This is a genomic window from Pedobacter ginsengisoli, from assembly GCF_002736205.1.
Classification (GTDB): domain Bacteria; phylum Bacteroidota; class Bacteroidia; order Sphingobacteriales; family Sphingobacteriaceae; genus Pedobacter; species Pedobacter ginsengisoli_A.
In genome coordinates this window covers 2,031,396-2,048,597 of sequence record NZ_CP024091.1, presented here as the reverse complement: position 1 = coordinate 2,048,597, position 17,202 = coordinate 2,031,396, and the positions used below count along the sequence as shown (strand labels likewise).

Genomic DNA, 17,202 nt, shown 5'->3' with positions numbered 1-17,202 from the left:
GTTCGAAGCATTCATAGAATTTTTGGACCAGTTGTACTGGCCTGGCTATGGGGTAGAATTTGAGGAAGATAACCCCAAGGCCTTTTATCAGCAACTTGACAAGTTCAAAAAACAGCATATCCAAAAGCGATGAAATACGAAACAATTTTTATCATGGTACGTGTGGCAGTCCATGCAGACCATCAGAATTTATCAGATATGGTACATGAAATAGAGACCCAATCGAAATTGACCCTTAGCGATACGGCAAACATCATTGTACTTGAAACAGAGATTTTATTATCAAGGGTTAGGAACGTTAAAAACATCAATCATGGCACACAACATAAATTATAACAGTAAGACAGAAAAGCATAGTTTTTTTAGTGTAAAGGAAAAAGCTTGGCACGGTCTGGGTACGATCATAGAGGACTATCCGACAAGTAGCGAAGCCATCAGACATGCGGGATTGGACTACACCGTTGAAAAACGCACCTTGTTTACAGTTGACAATGGACAGCCCCACGCGGACGAACCCGATTTGTTGGTGCATTCGGAGATTGAAGTTCCCGACTACTTTGCCACGATTAGAACCGATACGGAGCAGGTTTTGGGCGTGGTAGGCAAGGATTACGAAGTGGTACAGAATGTTGACGCCTTTTCCTTTTTTGATAGCATCGTTGGCGGTGGGGACGGCATTTTGTACGAAACCGCAGGAGCATTGGGCAAGGGAGAACGCATCTTTATAACCGCAAAACTGCCCGAATTTATCAAGGTGGGCAAATCGGATTTGATAGCACAATATTTGTTTTTGACCACTTCCCATGATGGTTTTGGCAGTATTACCGCATCATTTACACCGATTCGGATTTGTTGCCAAAATACATTGAATGCCGCATTGAGAAGCCAAACGGGGGCGATAAAGATTCGCCATACCGCAAACGCACACGAGCGTTTAAAACAGGCACACCAGTTATTAGGCATCACTAACCAGTTGGGCGGAGAAATGGAGCAGATTTTTAACAGGTGGGCAAAAGTTAGGATTACCGATAAGCTGGTGAAAAAATTGGTACAGATGGCAATGGCACCGAACAAAGAAACTTTGGAAAACGTAAAAAAAGGAAAGCATGACGAATTCTCAAGTCTTTTCACCAATGTGATTGACAAGGTTTTGGAGTATGCGGAGACCAGTCCAACACAGCAGTTTGAAACCACAAAAGGTACTTTGTTCGGGGCTTACAACTCCGTTACTGGCTACTTTCAGAACGTGAAGAACTATAAAACGGATGAAGCAAAATTCAATTCCATTATGTCGGGCAATGCATTGGGAAAGGCACAGGCAACGTTTAATTTGTGCAATGATTTTGCAAGGATTGGGGTAAATGCGCTGAATTAAACATCTTTAAAAGCAAAATTGGCACTAAGGGCAGATTGTTCTTAGTGCTTTGCTGTGCCAAAAATTCACGGGCGGCCCTTGCGGGCATGAAGTGCTGGATAAGGTTTGAGAATCAGATTTACGATGTTACTGGGTTAAAACTTATTAAATTAGCTTCCAAACATTCCTGTATATAAACAAAACAATCGATGGAAGAAACGCTCTATATAATAGGGAATGGATTTGACCTACATCATGGCATACCTTCAAAATACTCCGATTTTAAGTCGTATCTATCAAAGCGTGATAAAAGTCTACTATATGCTTTAGAAAACTTATATGATTGTAAAGATATCTGGGGAGACTTTGAGAACAACCTGTTAACAATTTCCAGAGAAACCTTTATTGATTTTATAAGCCCCTTTTTCCCTTCAAACGAAGTAGATGATGATGATTTTACTTATGCGGAATTATTCTTTTCCCAAGATCATGCTGGTGAACTGGTTGATAATCTTACGGAAACCTTGAGAAAGCGTTTCCATCAGTGGGTTAGGACATTAAATAATCCTATCGAGAATAAAAAGAATATGATTGTTTTAGAGAATAATGCCTTGTTCCTTACTTTCAATTATACTGATTTTATTGAAACAGCCTATAATGTACTTTCCAATCAAATTTGTTATTTACATGGTAAAGTAACGGATAGAACAGGGAGTATCATTTTGGGTCATGGCGAAAGCCCAGAAAATAGTTTGGAGAACTGGCTTAAAAGCAATGAAAGAAAACGAAAGTTTCAACCTCGGCTAAAAAACAGAAGAAATAAATACTATAACAATTCGAATCCCACATATCTGGCCTATTTTCTTGAAGATGAGAGTAAGGGTAATTGGGGTTCGGAAGCTAAATACCATGCTATCAATTTCGCAGTAGAAAGAATAGAGCATTATTACGAGCAATCATTTAAAAATTTTGGTAAGGTGCTAGAATCACATAAAGGCTTCATTTCATCTTTGAATAAAATAAAAAAAATTATTGTCATTGGGCATTCGCTATCTAAAGTAGATATGCCTTATTTTAAAGAAATTATAAAAGTCAATGAAAATCCAGAAAATATCGATTGGGAAATCAGTTATCATTCTGATTGGGATTTAGATCGTATAAAGAAGTTTTCAGAGGAACTAAATATTATTTCCGCCAATGTAAAATCATTCAGACTGAGTGAGCGCTTACAACCTTAAATAAATGAATTTTTATCGTCTTTTTTTGATGATAGATTTGATTGAAAAGACTCATCCATTTGTTAAAATGTTGAAACTATTATTCGTTTTAATTTCTATTAACTTATTAACTTGCAGTTATCGCACTCATTCAAATAGTTGTATCACAATGCATAACTAAGTTAGATGAGTTCTGTGACATCATCAAAACCAACTAGAAGAATGAATTTAAAAAGTAATATTTTTCCAATAGAAATCCCATTCGACGACTTTCAAATCCAGCGCATACCTTGGGAGGAAGGAAAAATAGAAGAATTAAGAGAACAACATAACCAACAATATTCATTCTTCAAGAAAGATAGCTATATCTATATTTCGCCTAGCAAAGAAGATTTGCCGATGCTAGGCCAACTGAGTAAAATTAGAGTAAAAGATGAGGCGTCTATTGTAGGATCTCTCATACGCCATATTTTTTTTAGAGCTTTCAAGGAAAGGTTTCCACAAATCAAGCCTTCATTTAATCCGTTTACCTTTCCTTCGACTAAAGACGACCACAATCTCATATTAAATGAATTACCTTCGAATCTAAAAGCTACTATAACTTATAAAAAACTAAATGAACTCGAATTAAAAAGATCAACCATACAAGGTGTCAAGACATTTTTACTTGTGATTGGAAGTTCATATAAATGGGCTCTTCGCCAAAATTGCCAAAAATTGCAGGATAGTGGGTTTGACATAAACACGCTTGAAGTCGCAAATCTTGTACGTTATGAAACTAGTCAGGATGTTGTGGCTCCAATATTTCGTACAGTAGGTAGAGTTAAGAAACTGGAAGGAAATCAAGCGTTAGTTGAAACGAATCAAGGCGATCAATTTTATCTATTGAAGGATTTATATTTAAATAAGACCTATGAAAATATTCGTCTGTATTTAGAATTTGTGGTGGGGTCTGCAAGAGCAGAAAGTATTCTCGCTAATGTAAAGCAAAAGGAATTTCAAAGAAATGACCCTGCTATTTTATATAGTGAAATATCCCGATTAGCAGGCGTACTTTCACAACTCGAGTATAAAAATGGAGATGGTTTTTGTTTTACCATAAGCAGAAATAGTACTACTTCTTTTCCTTCTCTAAGTCTAGACAGTCCTAGATACCTTTTTGATGTTTCTTTCAGTAAAACTGATATTTCTCCAATAAAGGGCTTGGCACAATATGGACCCTATGACTACGGTAAATTTTTTGAAGTTAGTAGTCCAAAAGTTCTTGTTGTTTGTCACAAAACTTCAAGCGGAGCTTTTACGCAATTCTTAGGGAGGCTTAAAGACGGATTTGATGAGTCCCCAACATTTACTAAAGGATTTCTTGCAATGTATAGGCTACACTCGATAAATTTTCATTTAGTCGAAGTGGACAGCTATGATAATAGCGTGTTTTTAAATGCGATCAAGAAAGCAGTAGAAACTCACAATGAAAATTTTGACATAGCTATCATTGAAACCAGAGATGAGTTTAAGAAAAAAATCCCATCCGAAGATAGTTATTGGCTTTCAAAAGCATATTTACTTCAACGCGGCATAACTGTCCAGTATATCAAAGAACCTAATGTTAGAAGTCCAAAATTTACTCTCGATTCCTGTGCTCTGCAAATGTATGCTAAGCTAGGTGGCACACCTTGGATACTTCCTTCAAGCCCTAATATTGCTCATGAGTTAATTGTTGGTGTTGGAAGTTCTCTCATCAGATCAAATTTATATGCTGGTGCTCAACAACACCGGATGGTTGGAATAACCACTTTTTTTAATGCTGATGGAAAATATATCTTCAGTAATCGTTCTAGAGAAGTGGCTTATGAGGATTATTTTAAGGAACTTTTGTCTAGCTTAAAAGGTTCCATAGATACAATTTCCGATGAGCAAGGCTGGAATGATGGGGAAATTGTCCGAATCATTTTCCATGTTTTCAAGCCAATGAAGGATTTGGAGGTGGAAGTAGTTGGAGAATTGGTTGCTCAATATCCGCAATATGACATCAAATTTTCATTTGTTTCGTTTGGTGAGAATCATCCATTTATGATTTTTGATGTAGACCAAAAGGGATTATCTTCTAGATATAGTAATTCGGTTAAAGGAAAATTTACCCCAGAGAGAGGAACTAATTTATTGTTGGAGCCTGGAGTATGTTTGTTACAATTAAAAGGCCCTGCGGATGTTAAAACGGATAGGCAAGGCTTTACCGGACCTCTTGTAATTCGGGTTCATCCTAAATCCACATTTACTGATGTAACTTATATTGTACAACAAGTTTTTCGCCTCACTAACATTTCCTACAGAACTTTTAAGCCATCCCAATTACCTGTATCATTATTGTATGCTTCATTGATTACAGAGCAATTAAACAAGCTCAACACTATTGATGGATGGGACTCCTTGTTTGTTAAACCTCTTCGAAATAAAAAATGGTTTATTTAGAACAGCAATCAGGATATTTGAGCCAATTTGCCGATTCGCAAATTGCTCCATTATTAAATGAAATCTTGAAACAAGAAGTTGGAGAGTTTTCTGATGATATTCATAATGCTGGTGATTTAGCTCTAAATTTACTGATATGTCTCAAATCTAACGATGATCAGAACGCTTTAAAATATTATACAATATTTAATAAACGACAGCCAACTAAAGACAGCCATTGGATTTACGACAACTATGTTTTATTTGCCATAGTTTGTACGGTTAGAAAATTTAATTTTGATACTCAGTGGATTAGAAATGTGATCTCCATTTCATACAATGGTGCTGATTCGATAAATAAGAGAATAAAGGACACTTTCAGAAATATTCTTGCTGAAAATTATAACGCTAAAGGGGATTTTCATCAAGTGTCGCTTGTTTACCAATATCTTGCAAATGATGGCCACTATCAAAATGAGGCTATCAATAAAATGTTCCACCATTTATGGTTAAAATCGTTCCCTTTCTTTGAAGAAGACTTTCTAAATGTTTTGTCGATTAAAGCGATTGAAATAGCTTTTTCGAAAAAAGCATTGTTGACTGATAGAGAATTTTATTATTTGAACGGATTTGTGCCAAGTTTTAATGCTAGGGCTGATTTGTTTGCAAAAATCTTTTCTCGTCTGATAATTATCGGACTTATAGCCCTAGTGTTTTATGTGATTTGGAAACTTAATAATAGTGAAAAAGATTATCCATTAACTGTAAAAATGATAGTATTTTTAAGTAGTTTCTCGGGTGTGGGTGTCTTTGCCATTTGGGGATGGAAAGGAAACTTCGCAAGTTTTTTCAGAACATTTATTAACAAGCTCTTCAATTATAATGAGCAACGTTAACTTGAATAACAATAATTAAGTGATAGTTTCATAGAGCTTATAGAACAGACTAAAAAAATGTATATTATCATCGACACCAACGCTGTCAATGCCGATCTCAATCTAAAGAATGCGAGTATCATGAAGTTGACTAGTAAAGCCAAAGATGAGGGGTATAAGGTATGCTTTCCAAAGGCCGTGATTGAGGAAATGGTTAAGCATTACTTAGAAAATACTTCGAAGGCTTTCAAAGACCTCAAGCGTGCTGCAAAAATTTTATATGATGAAACAGAAATATCTGTACTCAATGAAACTGAAGTAGAAGCCGCAAAAAGCATAACAGACGGCTATATCACTAAATTAAGAAAGCGAATTAAGGAACTGAATTGTGAAATCCTTAAACTTCCATCAAGGGGTCAACAGAATGAAATCTTAAAAAAGGCCGTTAAACGAATTAAACCATTCAATTCTGCTGGGGTAGGATATCAAGATGCAACAATTTGGGCCAATATAATGGACATCATGGAAAGATATTCTGAGCATGAAGGCATAGTAAAGCCCAAGGTAATTTTGGTTTCAAATAACCACACAGATTTTTGCAATAGTGACAAATTTGACCTTCATGAAGACTTGGTCGAAGAGCTGGATGAAATAGGTGTTCCAGAAGTTGCCGTGAAAGTCGTTAAAACCTTAGAGGACGCCTCGGCTGAACTTACGATACATACCGATAAAATCATTTCCGATGAAACATTGGCATTCTTCAAAGACCCCGTATTTGCTTCATCAATCTTCAGGACAAAGGTCGAACATATGATCTTAAACAAACTTTCTTTCAAATCTTTTAATAGTTCTGAAATTGGATTGGGGGATATTTTCGAAGACCCCACGATTGATATGATGTATGAAGATTTCGATTATAAGGACATCGAGGCTGAAATACTTTCAGAAGAGGAAATCTCAATTTCACTAAAAGTTTCTCTTACTTGCCAATTGGATGTATTTGTTGATAAATCCGAAGCATACCATATTGAAGAGGGTATGTTAAGCATCTACGATCATGATTGGAACAACTACTATGTTGCCGCGCAACTTGAAAAGCGAGTATGGTTTGAGGTGAATTTAATTACATCAAACAATTTTCAGGAAATCTCAAGTTTTGAAATTGAAGCTTCCGAAGAGCTGAATGATGTACTCGATTTTGAGTGATACAACAAACTATATAATAGTTGTAAATTCCCATCTTATACATATACTTTCCTAACCAACTTTACTGTTCCAAAATAGTCCTGTCAAGGTATTACATATCTTAACAGGACTAGATATGTACGAAAATTTAAATAATTTTTTTAGCGCTAGATCATGGCAAACCGCTTTAATTCTCCAGCTTCATCAAATATTATATTTTTTGCTTCTTTCATCTTTTTACCGATCCGACTTTTCCTAATCCTAGCATACCTTTGGGTGGTACGGATGTTTTTATGTCCGAGCATTTTGCTCACATCCTCTAAAGGAAAGTTTAGTACATTCAGCATCATATCTGCAAATGTATGGCGGGCAAGGTGGCTGTTTAGGGGCTTTCCGATATCACACACATCAGAAAGTTCTTTGAGATAAGAATTGTACCTGAAATTACTGTTTACAGGAATAAGGCGATTATATATCATACAGTATGGACTGTTTTCATATTTAGTGATTAGTTCATCCACGATGGGTAAAATGGGAACCATCTCAGTCACTTTAGTCTTGCCCCGTTCTTTCACAAGCCATTTTTCATTGTCAGAGCCGACATAAACAATATGCTCTTTGGTAAGATTATAGATGTCCTGATATGCAAAGCCCGTAAAACATTGAAATATAAAGGCATCCCTAACTTTAACAAGACGGTCAATTGTAAGCTTTTTGCGCCATATTTTTTCGACTTCAAAGATTTCCAAGGGCTTAATTTCGGGATCTTCAGAACCACATTTAAATTTCTCAATAGGGTTCTTTAATATCCATTGGTTTGCTTCTGCTATATTTAAAATTTGCTTCAGGTTTTTGATCTGCTTCATTGCGGCGGCATCTTTCAAGGAGGGAAATCGCTTTAAAACAAGATAATTCAAGAACTTTTGGGCAAATGAATATTCAATATCATCTAATTTGATATCGTTAACCTTTAATTGTGTGTCCAAAAATTCGGCTATTTTTTTCTTAGTGGCATTCCATTGCTTCAAAGTTTCCTTCGATCTTAGGCCTTTATCTACCAACATGCCGAATTCATTTATATGGATACCGACTAACTCCATTAATGAAGGAATTGTGTGAGGATCATCTTGTTGCTTGACGTCAATGGTGACATTTTTGTAGGTGTTTTTCAGCATTGATGGGGTAATTAACGCGTACTTGGTTTTCAGAACCGTGAAATTGACCTCCAACAAACTTGCAATACGATTAAGTTCCGTATTGATTTTCTTTGAATTTTCAGACTTTATTACCTTTTTTGATTTAACGTCCCAATTGTCTACATGTACCTTTTGTCCCGTAGAAATTTCGACATCTTCACCATCAATTGATATTCTGCAAATAATTGGTGCATAGTTTTTTGAATCCTTTTTTGACTTGCGGTGCCAGAACAGGATTTTAAGATTTTGGTTGCTTTTCATTTCTCAATCTTTTGATAAAACATTTTGTTTTTTCAGATTGTCTCCAGTCGTTAATCAAGTTTTCTTGATAACTGGTGCCCAAAATTACCGATTACATTTGGGCACCAGAAGGGGCACCAGTAGTAGTGGATTATTATGGGTAGAAATGACCTATTATTTTTAACAGATGACCGTTTAAACTGCCATATAAACAGAAAAGGCGCAATCTCTTGCGCCTTTTGTGATCCCGCTGGGATTCGAACCCAGGACCACTACATTAAAAGTGTAATGCTCTACCAGCTGAGCTACGGAATCATTCTCATCAAACAAAAACTTTAAACTTCTTTAAAGTTTGGTGATCCCGCTGGGATTCGAACCCAGGACCACTACATTAAAAGTGTAATGCTCTACCAGCTGAGCTACGGAATCATGCTCCTTTGTTTGATGAGGGTGCAAAGATAGGATTATAATGTTATTCTACTAAATAAATTAAGAAATATTTTTGAGTATTTACTTAACTCATTAATTCTCATTACCCTTCATTTTTCTGCTCTCACAAAATAAACCTATTTTATCCTTTTTAAGATGATCGGCTCGGGTATATCCACCAGTAATGGTACCTTTTCTACGGTAACAAAACTAGAGTCTAGTCCAAAACCTCTCTTCTCAGAAATACTTAAAAGCTTTAATATTCTGTGATAAGACATAGTAACCCTTTCAATAAATTTCAAGCTGTTAGAGTTCGAAATAATCTTCTCTAAAACAACAAATCTAAAATCTCCGGGAATCTTTTGAGCCTTTAACGACTCATATTTACTTGTGATATCAATTTCACCACTGTGAACCAATTCTTCAACCACTTTTCTAAACAATGCATTCACCCTTTGTTCAACCCTAAAACCTAGTCTAAAATCAATTCTAATCAATTTTCCAGGTATCATTTGGTCTACTTCATATTCAAGGGTATAAGGCTCATCAGTAACGTCTACGTGCAGCAACCAATAAACATCTGCTCTTTTAGGGTGTTTTTGAATAATAGAATAAATAACCGACGACTCAATTTCGGTGTTAAAATTGGCACTGGTTAAGTATACCAGGTTAGATGAGTATTTGGCAATAGATTTATCAGCACTTATGTTCCTAATCAGCGGATAAAAATCCTGAATATCCACAAACTTCATGTATCTGTTTCTAATTCTGCGTCCGTTATGCCATGTCCACATAACCGAGAACAATGTAATACCCAGAATTAAAGTAAACCATCCACCATGAAGAATTTTTGCAGCATTTCCAGCCAAAAACGTAAGTTCAATAATGCCATATATAAGCAGGAATATACCTATTAAATATTTTGGAACCTTTTTCCTTAATAGGAAAACAGAAACCAGAATAGTAGTCATTAACATGGCAACCGTAATAGATAAACCATATGCGGCCTCCATATTTACTGATTTCTGGAAAATCAACACAACAATTATACAACCAACCATTAATATCCAGTTCATTGATGGTACATATAACTGACCTTTCTGCTCACTCGGATAATTAATTTTAACCTTAGGCCAAAGGTTTAACCTTACAGCCTCTGCAATAAGCGTAAACGAGCCCGAAATAAGGGCCTGACTGGCAATAGCAGCAGCAACAGTTGCAATAGCAATACCGTATATCAGGAACCAGTCTGGCATTAAGTGGTAAAATGGATTTACATCGCCCAGGTGTGTACCTTGTAAATTCCACAACCAAACACCCTGGCCCATGTAGTTTAGTATTAAACATATCTTTACATAGATCCAGCTAATTCTGATGTTAGAGCGTCCACAATGGCCTAAGTCTGAATACAGGGCCTCGGCTCCGGTAGTACATAAAAATACCGCTCCGATTATTAAAAAGGCCTCTGGGTTAGTAGTAAGAATATGGTAAGCATAATAAGGATTAATAGCCTTTAATATTATTGGCAACTCCATAATATGAACAAAACCCAGAACAGCAATCATGGTAAACCAAAGCCACATAATAGGACCAAAGGCCTTACCCACAAGCGAGGTTCCAAATTGCTGTAAGCCAAATAGAAAAATAATTATGGCCAGTACAATAGGTACAGTAGGTAAATCTTGGTAAATAAGCCCTAAGCCTTCAATAGCGGCCGAAACCGTAACGGCCGGAGTCATTATTCCGTCAGCCAGTAAAGCAGCCCCACCAACCATAGCAGGTATAATCAGCCATTTGGCTTTTCGTTTAACCAAAGAGAAGAGAGAAAAAATTCCACCTTCACCCTTGTTGTCCGCCTGTAAAGTAATAACAACGTATTTAATGGTGGTTTGTAAGGTAAGTGTCCACACTATACACGATAAACCTCCTAAAATAAGGTCCTGTGTAATCAGCCGATCACCGATAATTGCCTTAAATACGTAGAGAGGAGAGGTACCGATATCTCCGTAGATGATACCTAGACTAATTAATAAACCTGCAGCACTTAGCTTTTGGATGTGTTTATGATGACCCATGGCTTCTAAAAATATTGCGGCAAATGTATGAATAATATGGAATGAAAAAACCCCGGTCGAAAATTAGCTGTAAAGCCAAGATTCTTACCGGGGTTAGGTGAAAAAAACACCTCTCCGTACAAATCGTTTTTTATGGGTTCATTTTAACAAGATCAGGGTTGTAAAGTTTGTCTGTAACCTCTTTTAACTTGGTTGCAGGCACTTTAATAACCTTTCTGTCATAAGTCATTAGTCCATTGGTTTCTTGTTCAACATCAGTAGTTTGAGTATATACCGCTGCCGAAAGTCCTTTTTTAATTAGTCCTTCCATCTCTTTCATAAATGAAGCATACTTATCAAATAGCTCATCGGCAGTCTTAAATGTCTGATATCCCCAGTTGTCTTTTTCTTTCCAGCTATGTCCGGGTACAGGCAAACCTAAGCCACCATATTCACCTAAAACAATAGCATGGGTTGGGCCGAATAAATCAGGGCGAGGCATTCTTGGGTTAGGGTAGTGGTGTAAATCAACAATATCGCCGGTTACAACGTGGTTACCACCACTGGCACTGTTTACCAGGCGCGAAGGATCTTTTTCTTTAGTCCATTCTGCAATTTCTTTGGTTTTAAACTGTCCCCATGCCTCATTAAACGGAGTCCACACAATAATACTTGGGAAATTGTGTAAATCGTCCATGATTTTGCTCCATTCCTTACGGTATATGGCTTCAGACTCTGCAGAGCGATCTTTATCAGTACCACCCATAGTGCCTAAATTAGGTTCCCATTGGTTACCCAAATCACCGCTTGGCATATCCTGCCACACTAAAACACCTTGTTTATCGCATTCATAGTACCAACGTGCTGGCTCAACTTTTATGTGCTTGCGGATCATGTTAAAGCCCATTTCTTTGGTTTTAACAATGTCGAATTTCAAAGCTTCATCAGTAGGGGCAGTATATAAGCCATCTGGCCACCATCCCTGGTCTAATGGTCCGTATTGAAACACAAATTTGTCATTCAACAGCATTCTTTGGATCCCATTGGCATCCGGACCCATTGATGATTTGCGCATAGCAAAATAGCTCTTCACCTCATCAACAGTTTTTCCATTACGTACCAATGCAACTTTTAAATCATATAGGAAAGGGCTTGATGGCGACCATAATTTAGGGTTTGCAATAACCAATGTAGCCGTTTCAGTAGCATCTACCTCTTGTTCCGAAACTTTGGTAGCTCCATCAAAAGCACTAATTTTTAATTTATCACCAGCTTGTGCAGCTTGCACATCGGCCGAGACTGTTAAAGATTTTGCATCAATATCTGGTGTTTGTTTGGTTGATGCAATATAGCTTTTAGCAACACCTTCTAACCAAACTGTTTGCCATATTCCGGTAACCGGAGTATACCAAATACCTTCTGGTTTTATTTGTTGTTTACCTCTAGGCTGAGGGCCATTATCCGTTGGGTCCCAAACACTAACAGTTAATTCTTGTTTACCGCCTTTTTTTAAGAAAGGAGTAATATCAAACGAAAACGGATCAAATCCACCTTCATGTGTACCAACTTTTTTGCCGTTTAAATAAATTTCCGACTTCCAGTCTACCGCACCAAAATGCAATAAAACGGTGTTTTTCATGTTAGCTGGTACAGCAAAACTGGTTTGGTACCATAACAAACTGTCCTTACCAACTGTTTTGCCTACACCAGATAAAGATGATTCAACTGCAAAAGGAACCAATATTTTGCCTTGGTATGCTTTGGGTTCACTTTCATTTTTATGGTTGATAGAATAGTTCCATAAACCATTTAAATTTTTCCAGTTATTGGCTCGTACCAATTGTGGTCGTGGATACTCAGGTAGTGGGTTTGCAGGATTTAGCTTCTCAGCCCAGGGTGTCGAGATTTTTCCTGGCACCGGCTTCCAGTTTTGCGACTGTGCCGATACGATTAACGACTGGGAAAGGCAAAGCCCGATTAAGTAAGAGAATAATTTCATAAATGAATACTTGGTTTAATGATTTGTGTGTTCATCCTTGTCAAACAGGCCGAACGAATATTCAAATAAAGGAATTATGTTTTGACAAATTGGCTCAAAATTTATTCAAATCGTCGCAATTTGTTTTGAAATTAATTAATTTGGCCCATTCAAGAACCGCCTGGTAATTGTAACCTTAACCATTTACAAACTAAACTTGAAAAAGCTAATTACTACTGCTCTTTTCCTCTTTGTTTTTTTGAACCTTATCAAGGCTCAACCTTATTATTTCAGGCATTATCAGGTAGAGCAAGGCTTGTCGTACAATTCAGTTTTTAGTATAGTTCAAGATTCAAAAGGCTTTTTATGGTTTGGTACAAAAGATGGCTTAAACAGGTTTGATGGCTACAGCTTTAAGGTATTTCGTAGCAAACCAGGCGATACTACAAGTCTCAGAAATAACGTGATCAGGGCGATTTTTGAGGATGCAAAAAAACAACTCTGGGTAGGTACATCAAATGGTCTGTATTGTTATAATGATACTACACAGCAGTTTAAACTTGTTCCAATAACTATTAATAAAGGAGTTTGGGATATGAAAAGCCATGGCAATGGCGAAATTTGCTTTATTGCCGATCGCAAACTTTATAAGTATAACAAGAGCAAAGGCGCTTTCCAGGAGTTTAGTAAGCATCAGGATTTCGAAGCAACAGCAACAACCTTTTCTAAAGATGGAACATTATGGGTATCATCACCAGATGGATTGCTAAGAAAGTATAACAAAGCAAATGATACTTTTACCTCATTCAACGTTTTTAAAGATTCGGCACCGGTTATCTCGCATTGGATAGATAAAATATATGCTACCGAATCAAATTCAATTCTGATTGCTACCTCTCATCAGGGCGTAAAACTGTTTGATCTTGCCACTTTAAGCTATAAGGATATTTTAACCTTTAATAAAGATAAAACAAGCATTTATGCTAAAAACTTTATTCATAACGAGGGCGATGAGTACTGGGTGGCTACAGAATCAGGCGTGTTTGTTTGCAATATAAAAACAGGAAAGTATACTAACCTGCGTAAAAATCCAAACGATCCATATGCCATATCAGATAATGCAGTTTACACCTTTGCAAAAGATAAGGAGGGCGGTATATGGGTAGGAACATATTTTGGCGGGGTTAATTATTACCCAAAACCATTTACTTTTTTTGATAAGTTTTTCCCTCAGAATAATAAGCGGTCGCTAAGCGGAAATGCCATCCGCGAGATATGTAATGATAAATACGGAAACCTTTGGGTGGGTACAGAAGATGTTGGAGTAAACAAGATCTCGTCAAATGGCGATTTCTCAGCATATATACCCGACGGCTCTAAAACCAGTATTGCACATACCAATATTCATGGTTTAAAAGCTATAGGCGATGAATTATGGATTGGTACGTACGAGCAGGGGCTGGATATACTGGATATAAAATCGGGCCAGGTAATAAGACATTACGATAAAAGCAATCAACCAAACGCACTTAAAAGTAACTTTGTCGATTGCATTTATCAAACCCGTTCCGGAGAAATCCTTGTTGGTACTTCATATGGATTGCACCGCTATAATAAAGCCACCCGCGATTTTAGTCTCATTACTCAGGTTCCTCACGATTTTCATTATACAGCCATAACAGAGGATGACAATGGTACCATCTGGACAGCAACCATAGGCGGCGGTCTTTTATATTTTAACGCTAAAACGAATAGGCAGGGTATCTATAAAAACGATCCTAAAAACGAAAATAGCTTAAGTGATAATTTTGTGAACGGCGTATTTATATCGGCCAATAAAATGCTTTGGATTACCACAGAAAATGGCTTAAACCAATTTAATCCTTCAGATAAAACCTTTAAAAGATATGGTACTAAGGATGGCTTCCCGAGCGATGTTTTCTATAAAACTGAAGAAGATAAAGCAGGCAACCTGTGGATAAGTTCATCTAAAGGACTAATCAGTTATAACCCTGCATCAAAAAAAATAAGGATTTATACTACGGCCAACGGCCTGTTAAGTGATCAGTTTAATTATAATTCATCATTTCAGGATGCTGCAGGTCAAATTTATTTTGGTAGTGTAAACGGATTGGTAAGTTTTAATCCCGCTAAGTTTAAGCAAAATACCATTATACCTCAGGTGTACATTACAGGATTTCAGGTGTTTAATCAAGAGTTATTAATCAATACCGAAGGCTCTCCACTTAAAAAATCAATATCCTATACAGATAAGATCAAGCTTAAATACGACCAGTCTACCTTTAGTATTGATTTTGCAGCATTGGCATACACTGACCACGAAACAGCAGAATATGCCTATAAACTGGAAGGGGTCGATAAAGATTTTACCTATCTCAAAAAGAACAGAAGGGTGTTCTATACAAAACTTAGTCCCGGTAATTATACCTTTCTGGTAAAGGGGGCAAACAGCAGCGGGGTATGGAACGAAACTCCCAGAAAACTGATTATAGAAATATCTCCGCCATTTTGGTTAAGTGGTTGGGCTTATTTTCTTTATCTTATTTTATCTATTGCTACGGTTTATGCACTTGTACTATACACAAACAATAAAATCAAGCTCAGAAATAAGCGAAGGATAGAGCAGCTGGAGAACCAAAAAGAAAAGGAAATCTACGAAGCTAAAATTGAATTCTTTACCCAGATAACACATGAGATTAGAACTCCGCTTACTTTAATAAAAGGGCCACTGGAAACAGTTATAAAAAAATATGCCCCTGCGCCGGAGGTACTTAACTATCTCCTAACCATGGAAAAGAATGCCGACAGGTTATTGCATTTAACAAACCAGTTGCTCGATTTCAGAAAAATAGAGTCCAGAGAGTACAGCCTTAACCTGATGAAAAGTAACATCAGTGAAATTTTGAGGGAGCATTACCTGCGGTTCAAAAATGCCGCCGAAGAAAAGCAGATCTATTTCCAGCTCAATTTGCCACAAACAGAATTTTACAGCAATGCAGATGAAGAAGCATTAAATAAAATTTTAAGCAATTTATTGAGCAATGCCATAAAATATTCAGAAAAAAGGGTCGAGGTGCTGCTACTTAATCCAGAGCCAAACACCAATCAGTATACCATTACAGTTAAAAATGATGGCTTTTTAATCCCTCAGGAAATGAGGGAAAGAATTTTCGAATCTTTTGTACGATTAAAGGAAACATCAAATCAAATAGGCACAGGTATAGGCCTGGCACTTGCCCGGTCTTTATCAATATTACATGGCGGTACTTTAACTTTTCATGCCGATGAAAACGACATGAATGTATTTGAACTGAATCTGCCATTTTACCCATCAACCCCAACATTCACAGAAAAACCAGTTCAGCAAGAAGTTATAACAATTCCAATTCAGCAGGAGCAGGATTTTGAAACAGAAAACATAACAAAAGAAGGCAGGCCATTAATATTATTGGTAGATGATAACGCAGACATCCTTCAGTTTATCGCAAAGGAATTAGGTGATACCTACAATTGCATTACAGCATCTAATGGCCAGGTTGCACTTGATATGCTAAAGGATAATGCCGTACAATTAATAGTTAGTGATGTAATGATGCCGGTTATGGATGGTTACGAATTATGCCGTCAGGTAAAAACCAATCTCGATTATAGCCACATACCACTTATCCTTTTAACCGCAAAAAGTGCATTTCAATCAAAAATAGAAGGATTGGAAATTGGGGCCGATGCTTATATAGAGAAACCGTTTTCACCGCAGCACTTACAGGTTCAAATTCAAAACCTGTTGTTCAATAGAAATCAGCTAAAAGATTACTTTGTTCGCTCGCCTCTAATTCATATAAAAAGCATTGCACATACCAAACCTGATGAAATCCTCTTAGAAAAGCTAAACGATTTTATTGTTAAAAACATTGCAAACCGAGATTTGGATGTAGATAAACTTGCCGAAACGCTAAACATGAGCCGGGCAACATTCTATCGCAAAATAAAGTCTGTTTCTAATCTTTCGCCAAATGAGCTCATCAACATCACACGACTTAAAAAGGCGGCAGAACTACTTGTCGAAACAAATTACAAAATTCAGCAAATAGCTGATCTTACAGGTTTTACTTCTCAATCTCAATTAGGCAGGGCTTTTACAAAACAGTTTGGTGTAACACCGTCAGAGTATGCTAATAATTTCTTCAGGAAAAATGAATAAATTA

At 36.8% G+C, this 17,202-nt stretch carries 10 protein-coding genes and 2 tRNA genes; 7 read left to right on the top strand and 5 right to left on the bottom strand.

Going from position 1 to position 17,202, the window contains the following annotated elements; translation table 11 throughout:
* Nucleotides 1-129 precede the first annotated feature (129 nt).
* The 6 genes from CPT03_RS08395 to CPT03_RS08370 all read left to right on the top strand — a co-directional run bounded on the left by CPT03_RS08395 (nucleotide 130) and on the right by CPT03_RS08370 (nucleotide 7,100).
* Entirely contained in the window at nucleotides 130-336 is a 207-nt protein-coding gene (locus tag CPT03_RS08395; protein WP_099438433.1) for a hypothetical protein, read from the top strand.
* Nucleotides 314-1,375: a DUF932 domain-containing protein gene (locus CPT03_RS08390; protein WP_099438432.1), complete on the top strand. Its 1,062-nt coding sequence runs from the start codon at nucleotides 314-316 to the stop codon at nucleotides 1,373-1,375. Before CPT03_RS08395 ends, CPT03_RS08390 begins: the two co-directional genes overlap by 23 nt.
* 188 nt (nucleotides 1,376-1,563) lie before the next feature.
* Nucleotides 1,564-2,592 (top strand): bacteriophage abortive infection AbiH family protein, encoded by a 1,029-nt coding sequence (locus tag CPT03_RS08385; RefSeq protein ID WP_099438431.1) that lies wholly within the window; start codon nucleotides 1,564-1,566, stop codon nucleotides 2,590-2,592.
* A 201-nt stretch (nucleotides 2,593-2,793) separates the two neighbouring features.
* Entirely contained in the window at nucleotides 2,794-5,040 is a 2,247-nt protein-coding gene (locus CPT03_RS08380; RefSeq protein WP_157766382.1) for a Piwi domain-containing protein, read from the top strand.
* Nucleotides 5,028-5,915, top strand: a complete 888-nt coding sequence (locus CPT03_RS08375) for a hypothetical protein (protein ID WP_099438429.1) — start codon at nucleotides 5,028-5,030, stop codon at nucleotides 5,913-5,915. The genes CPT03_RS08380 and CPT03_RS08375 overlap by 13 nt, the downstream gene beginning before the upstream one ends.
* A 120-nt stretch (nucleotides 5,916-6,035) precedes the next feature.
* Entirely contained in the window at nucleotides 6,036-7,100 is a 1,065-nt protein-coding gene (locus CPT03_RS08370) for a PIN domain-containing protein (RefSeq protein WP_245870007.1), read from the top strand.
* Nucleotides 7,101-7,246: 146 nt separating this feature from the next.
* On the opposite strand, the gene CPT03_RS08365 is transcribed toward CPT03_RS08370, so the two are convergent.
* The 5 genes from CPT03_RS08365 to CPT03_RS08345 all read right to left on the bottom strand — a co-directional run bounded on the left by CPT03_RS08365 (nucleotide 7,247) and on the right by CPT03_RS08345 (nucleotide 12,997).
* On the bottom strand, nucleotides 7,247-8,536 hold the full coding sequence (locus CPT03_RS08365) for a site-specific integrase (RefSeq protein WP_099438427.1): 1,290 nt from the start codon (nucleotides 8,534-8,536) through the stop codon (nucleotides 7,247-7,249).
* 221 nt (nucleotides 8,537-8,757) lie between these two features.
* Nucleotides 8,758-8,830 (bottom strand) — tRNA-Lys (locus CPT03_RS08360).
* A 38-nt stretch (nucleotides 8,831-8,868) separates the two neighbouring features.
* A tRNA-Lys gene (locus CPT03_RS08355) sits at nucleotides 8,869-8,944 on the bottom strand.
* A 137-nt stretch (nucleotides 8,945-9,081) separates the two neighbouring features.
* Nucleotides 9,082-11,019 (bottom strand): KUP/HAK/KT family potassium transporter, encoded by a 1,938-nt coding sequence (locus CPT03_RS08350; protein ID WP_099438426.1) that lies wholly within the window; start codon nucleotides 11,017-11,019, stop codon nucleotides 9,082-9,084.
* Nucleotides 11,020-11,149: 130 nt separating this feature from the next.
* Nucleotides 11,150-12,997 carry a glycoside hydrolase family 2 protein gene (locus CPT03_RS08345; protein WP_099438425.1) on the bottom strand — a complete coding sequence of 616 codons (1,848 nt, stop codon included), beginning with the start codon at nucleotides 12,995-12,997 and terminating at the stop codon, nucleotides 11,150-11,152.
* A gap of 196 nt (nucleotides 12,998-13,193) precedes the next feature.
* Here CPT03_RS08345 and CPT03_RS08340 point away from each other — a divergent pair, with 196 nt between their 5' ends.
* Entirely contained in the window at nucleotides 13,194-17,198 is a 4,005-nt protein-coding gene (locus CPT03_RS08340) for a hybrid sensor histidine kinase/response regulator transcription factor (RefSeq protein WP_099438424.1), read from the top strand.
* Nucleotides 17,199-17,202 lie beyond the last annotated feature (4 nt).

What these genes read in the sequence shown, in the direction of transcription:
- CPT03_RS08395 (WP_099438433.1), top strand. Translation starts at nt 130, where the DNA reads ATGAAATACGAAACAATTTTTATCATGGTACGTGTGGCAGTCCATGCA.
- CPT03_RS08390 (WP_099438432.1), top strand. Translation starts at nt 314, where the DNA reads ATGGCACACAACATAAATTATAACAGTAAGACAGAAAAGCATAGTTTT.
- CPT03_RS08385 (WP_099438431.1), top strand. Translation starts at nt 1,564, where the DNA reads ATGGAAGAAACGCTCTATATAATAGGGAATGGATTTGACCTACATCAT.
- CPT03_RS08380 (WP_157766382.1), top strand. Translation starts at nt 2,794, where the DNA reads ATGAATTTAAAAAGTAATATTTTTCCAATAGAAATCCCATTCGACGAC.
- CPT03_RS08375 (WP_099438429.1), top strand. Translation starts at nt 5,028, where the DNA reads ATGGTTTATTTAGAACAGCAATCAGGATATTTGAGCCAATTTGCCGAT.
- CPT03_RS08370 (WP_245870007.1), top strand. Translation starts at nt 6,036, where the DNA reads ATGAAGTTGACTAGTAAAGCCAAAGATGAGGGGTATAAGGTATGCTTT.
- CPT03_RS08365 (WP_099438427.1), bottom strand. Translation starts at nt 8,536, where the DNA reads ATGAAAAGCAACCAAAATCTTAAAATCCTGTTCTGGCACCGCAAGTCA.
- CPT03_RS08350 (WP_099438426.1), bottom strand. Translation starts at nt 11,019, where the DNA reads ATGGGTCATCATAAACACATCCAAAAGCTAAGTGCTGCAGGTTTATTA.
- CPT03_RS08345 (WP_099438425.1), bottom strand. Translation starts at nt 12,997, where the DNA reads ATGAAATTATTCTCTTACTTAATCGGGCTTTGCCTTTCCCAGTCGTTA.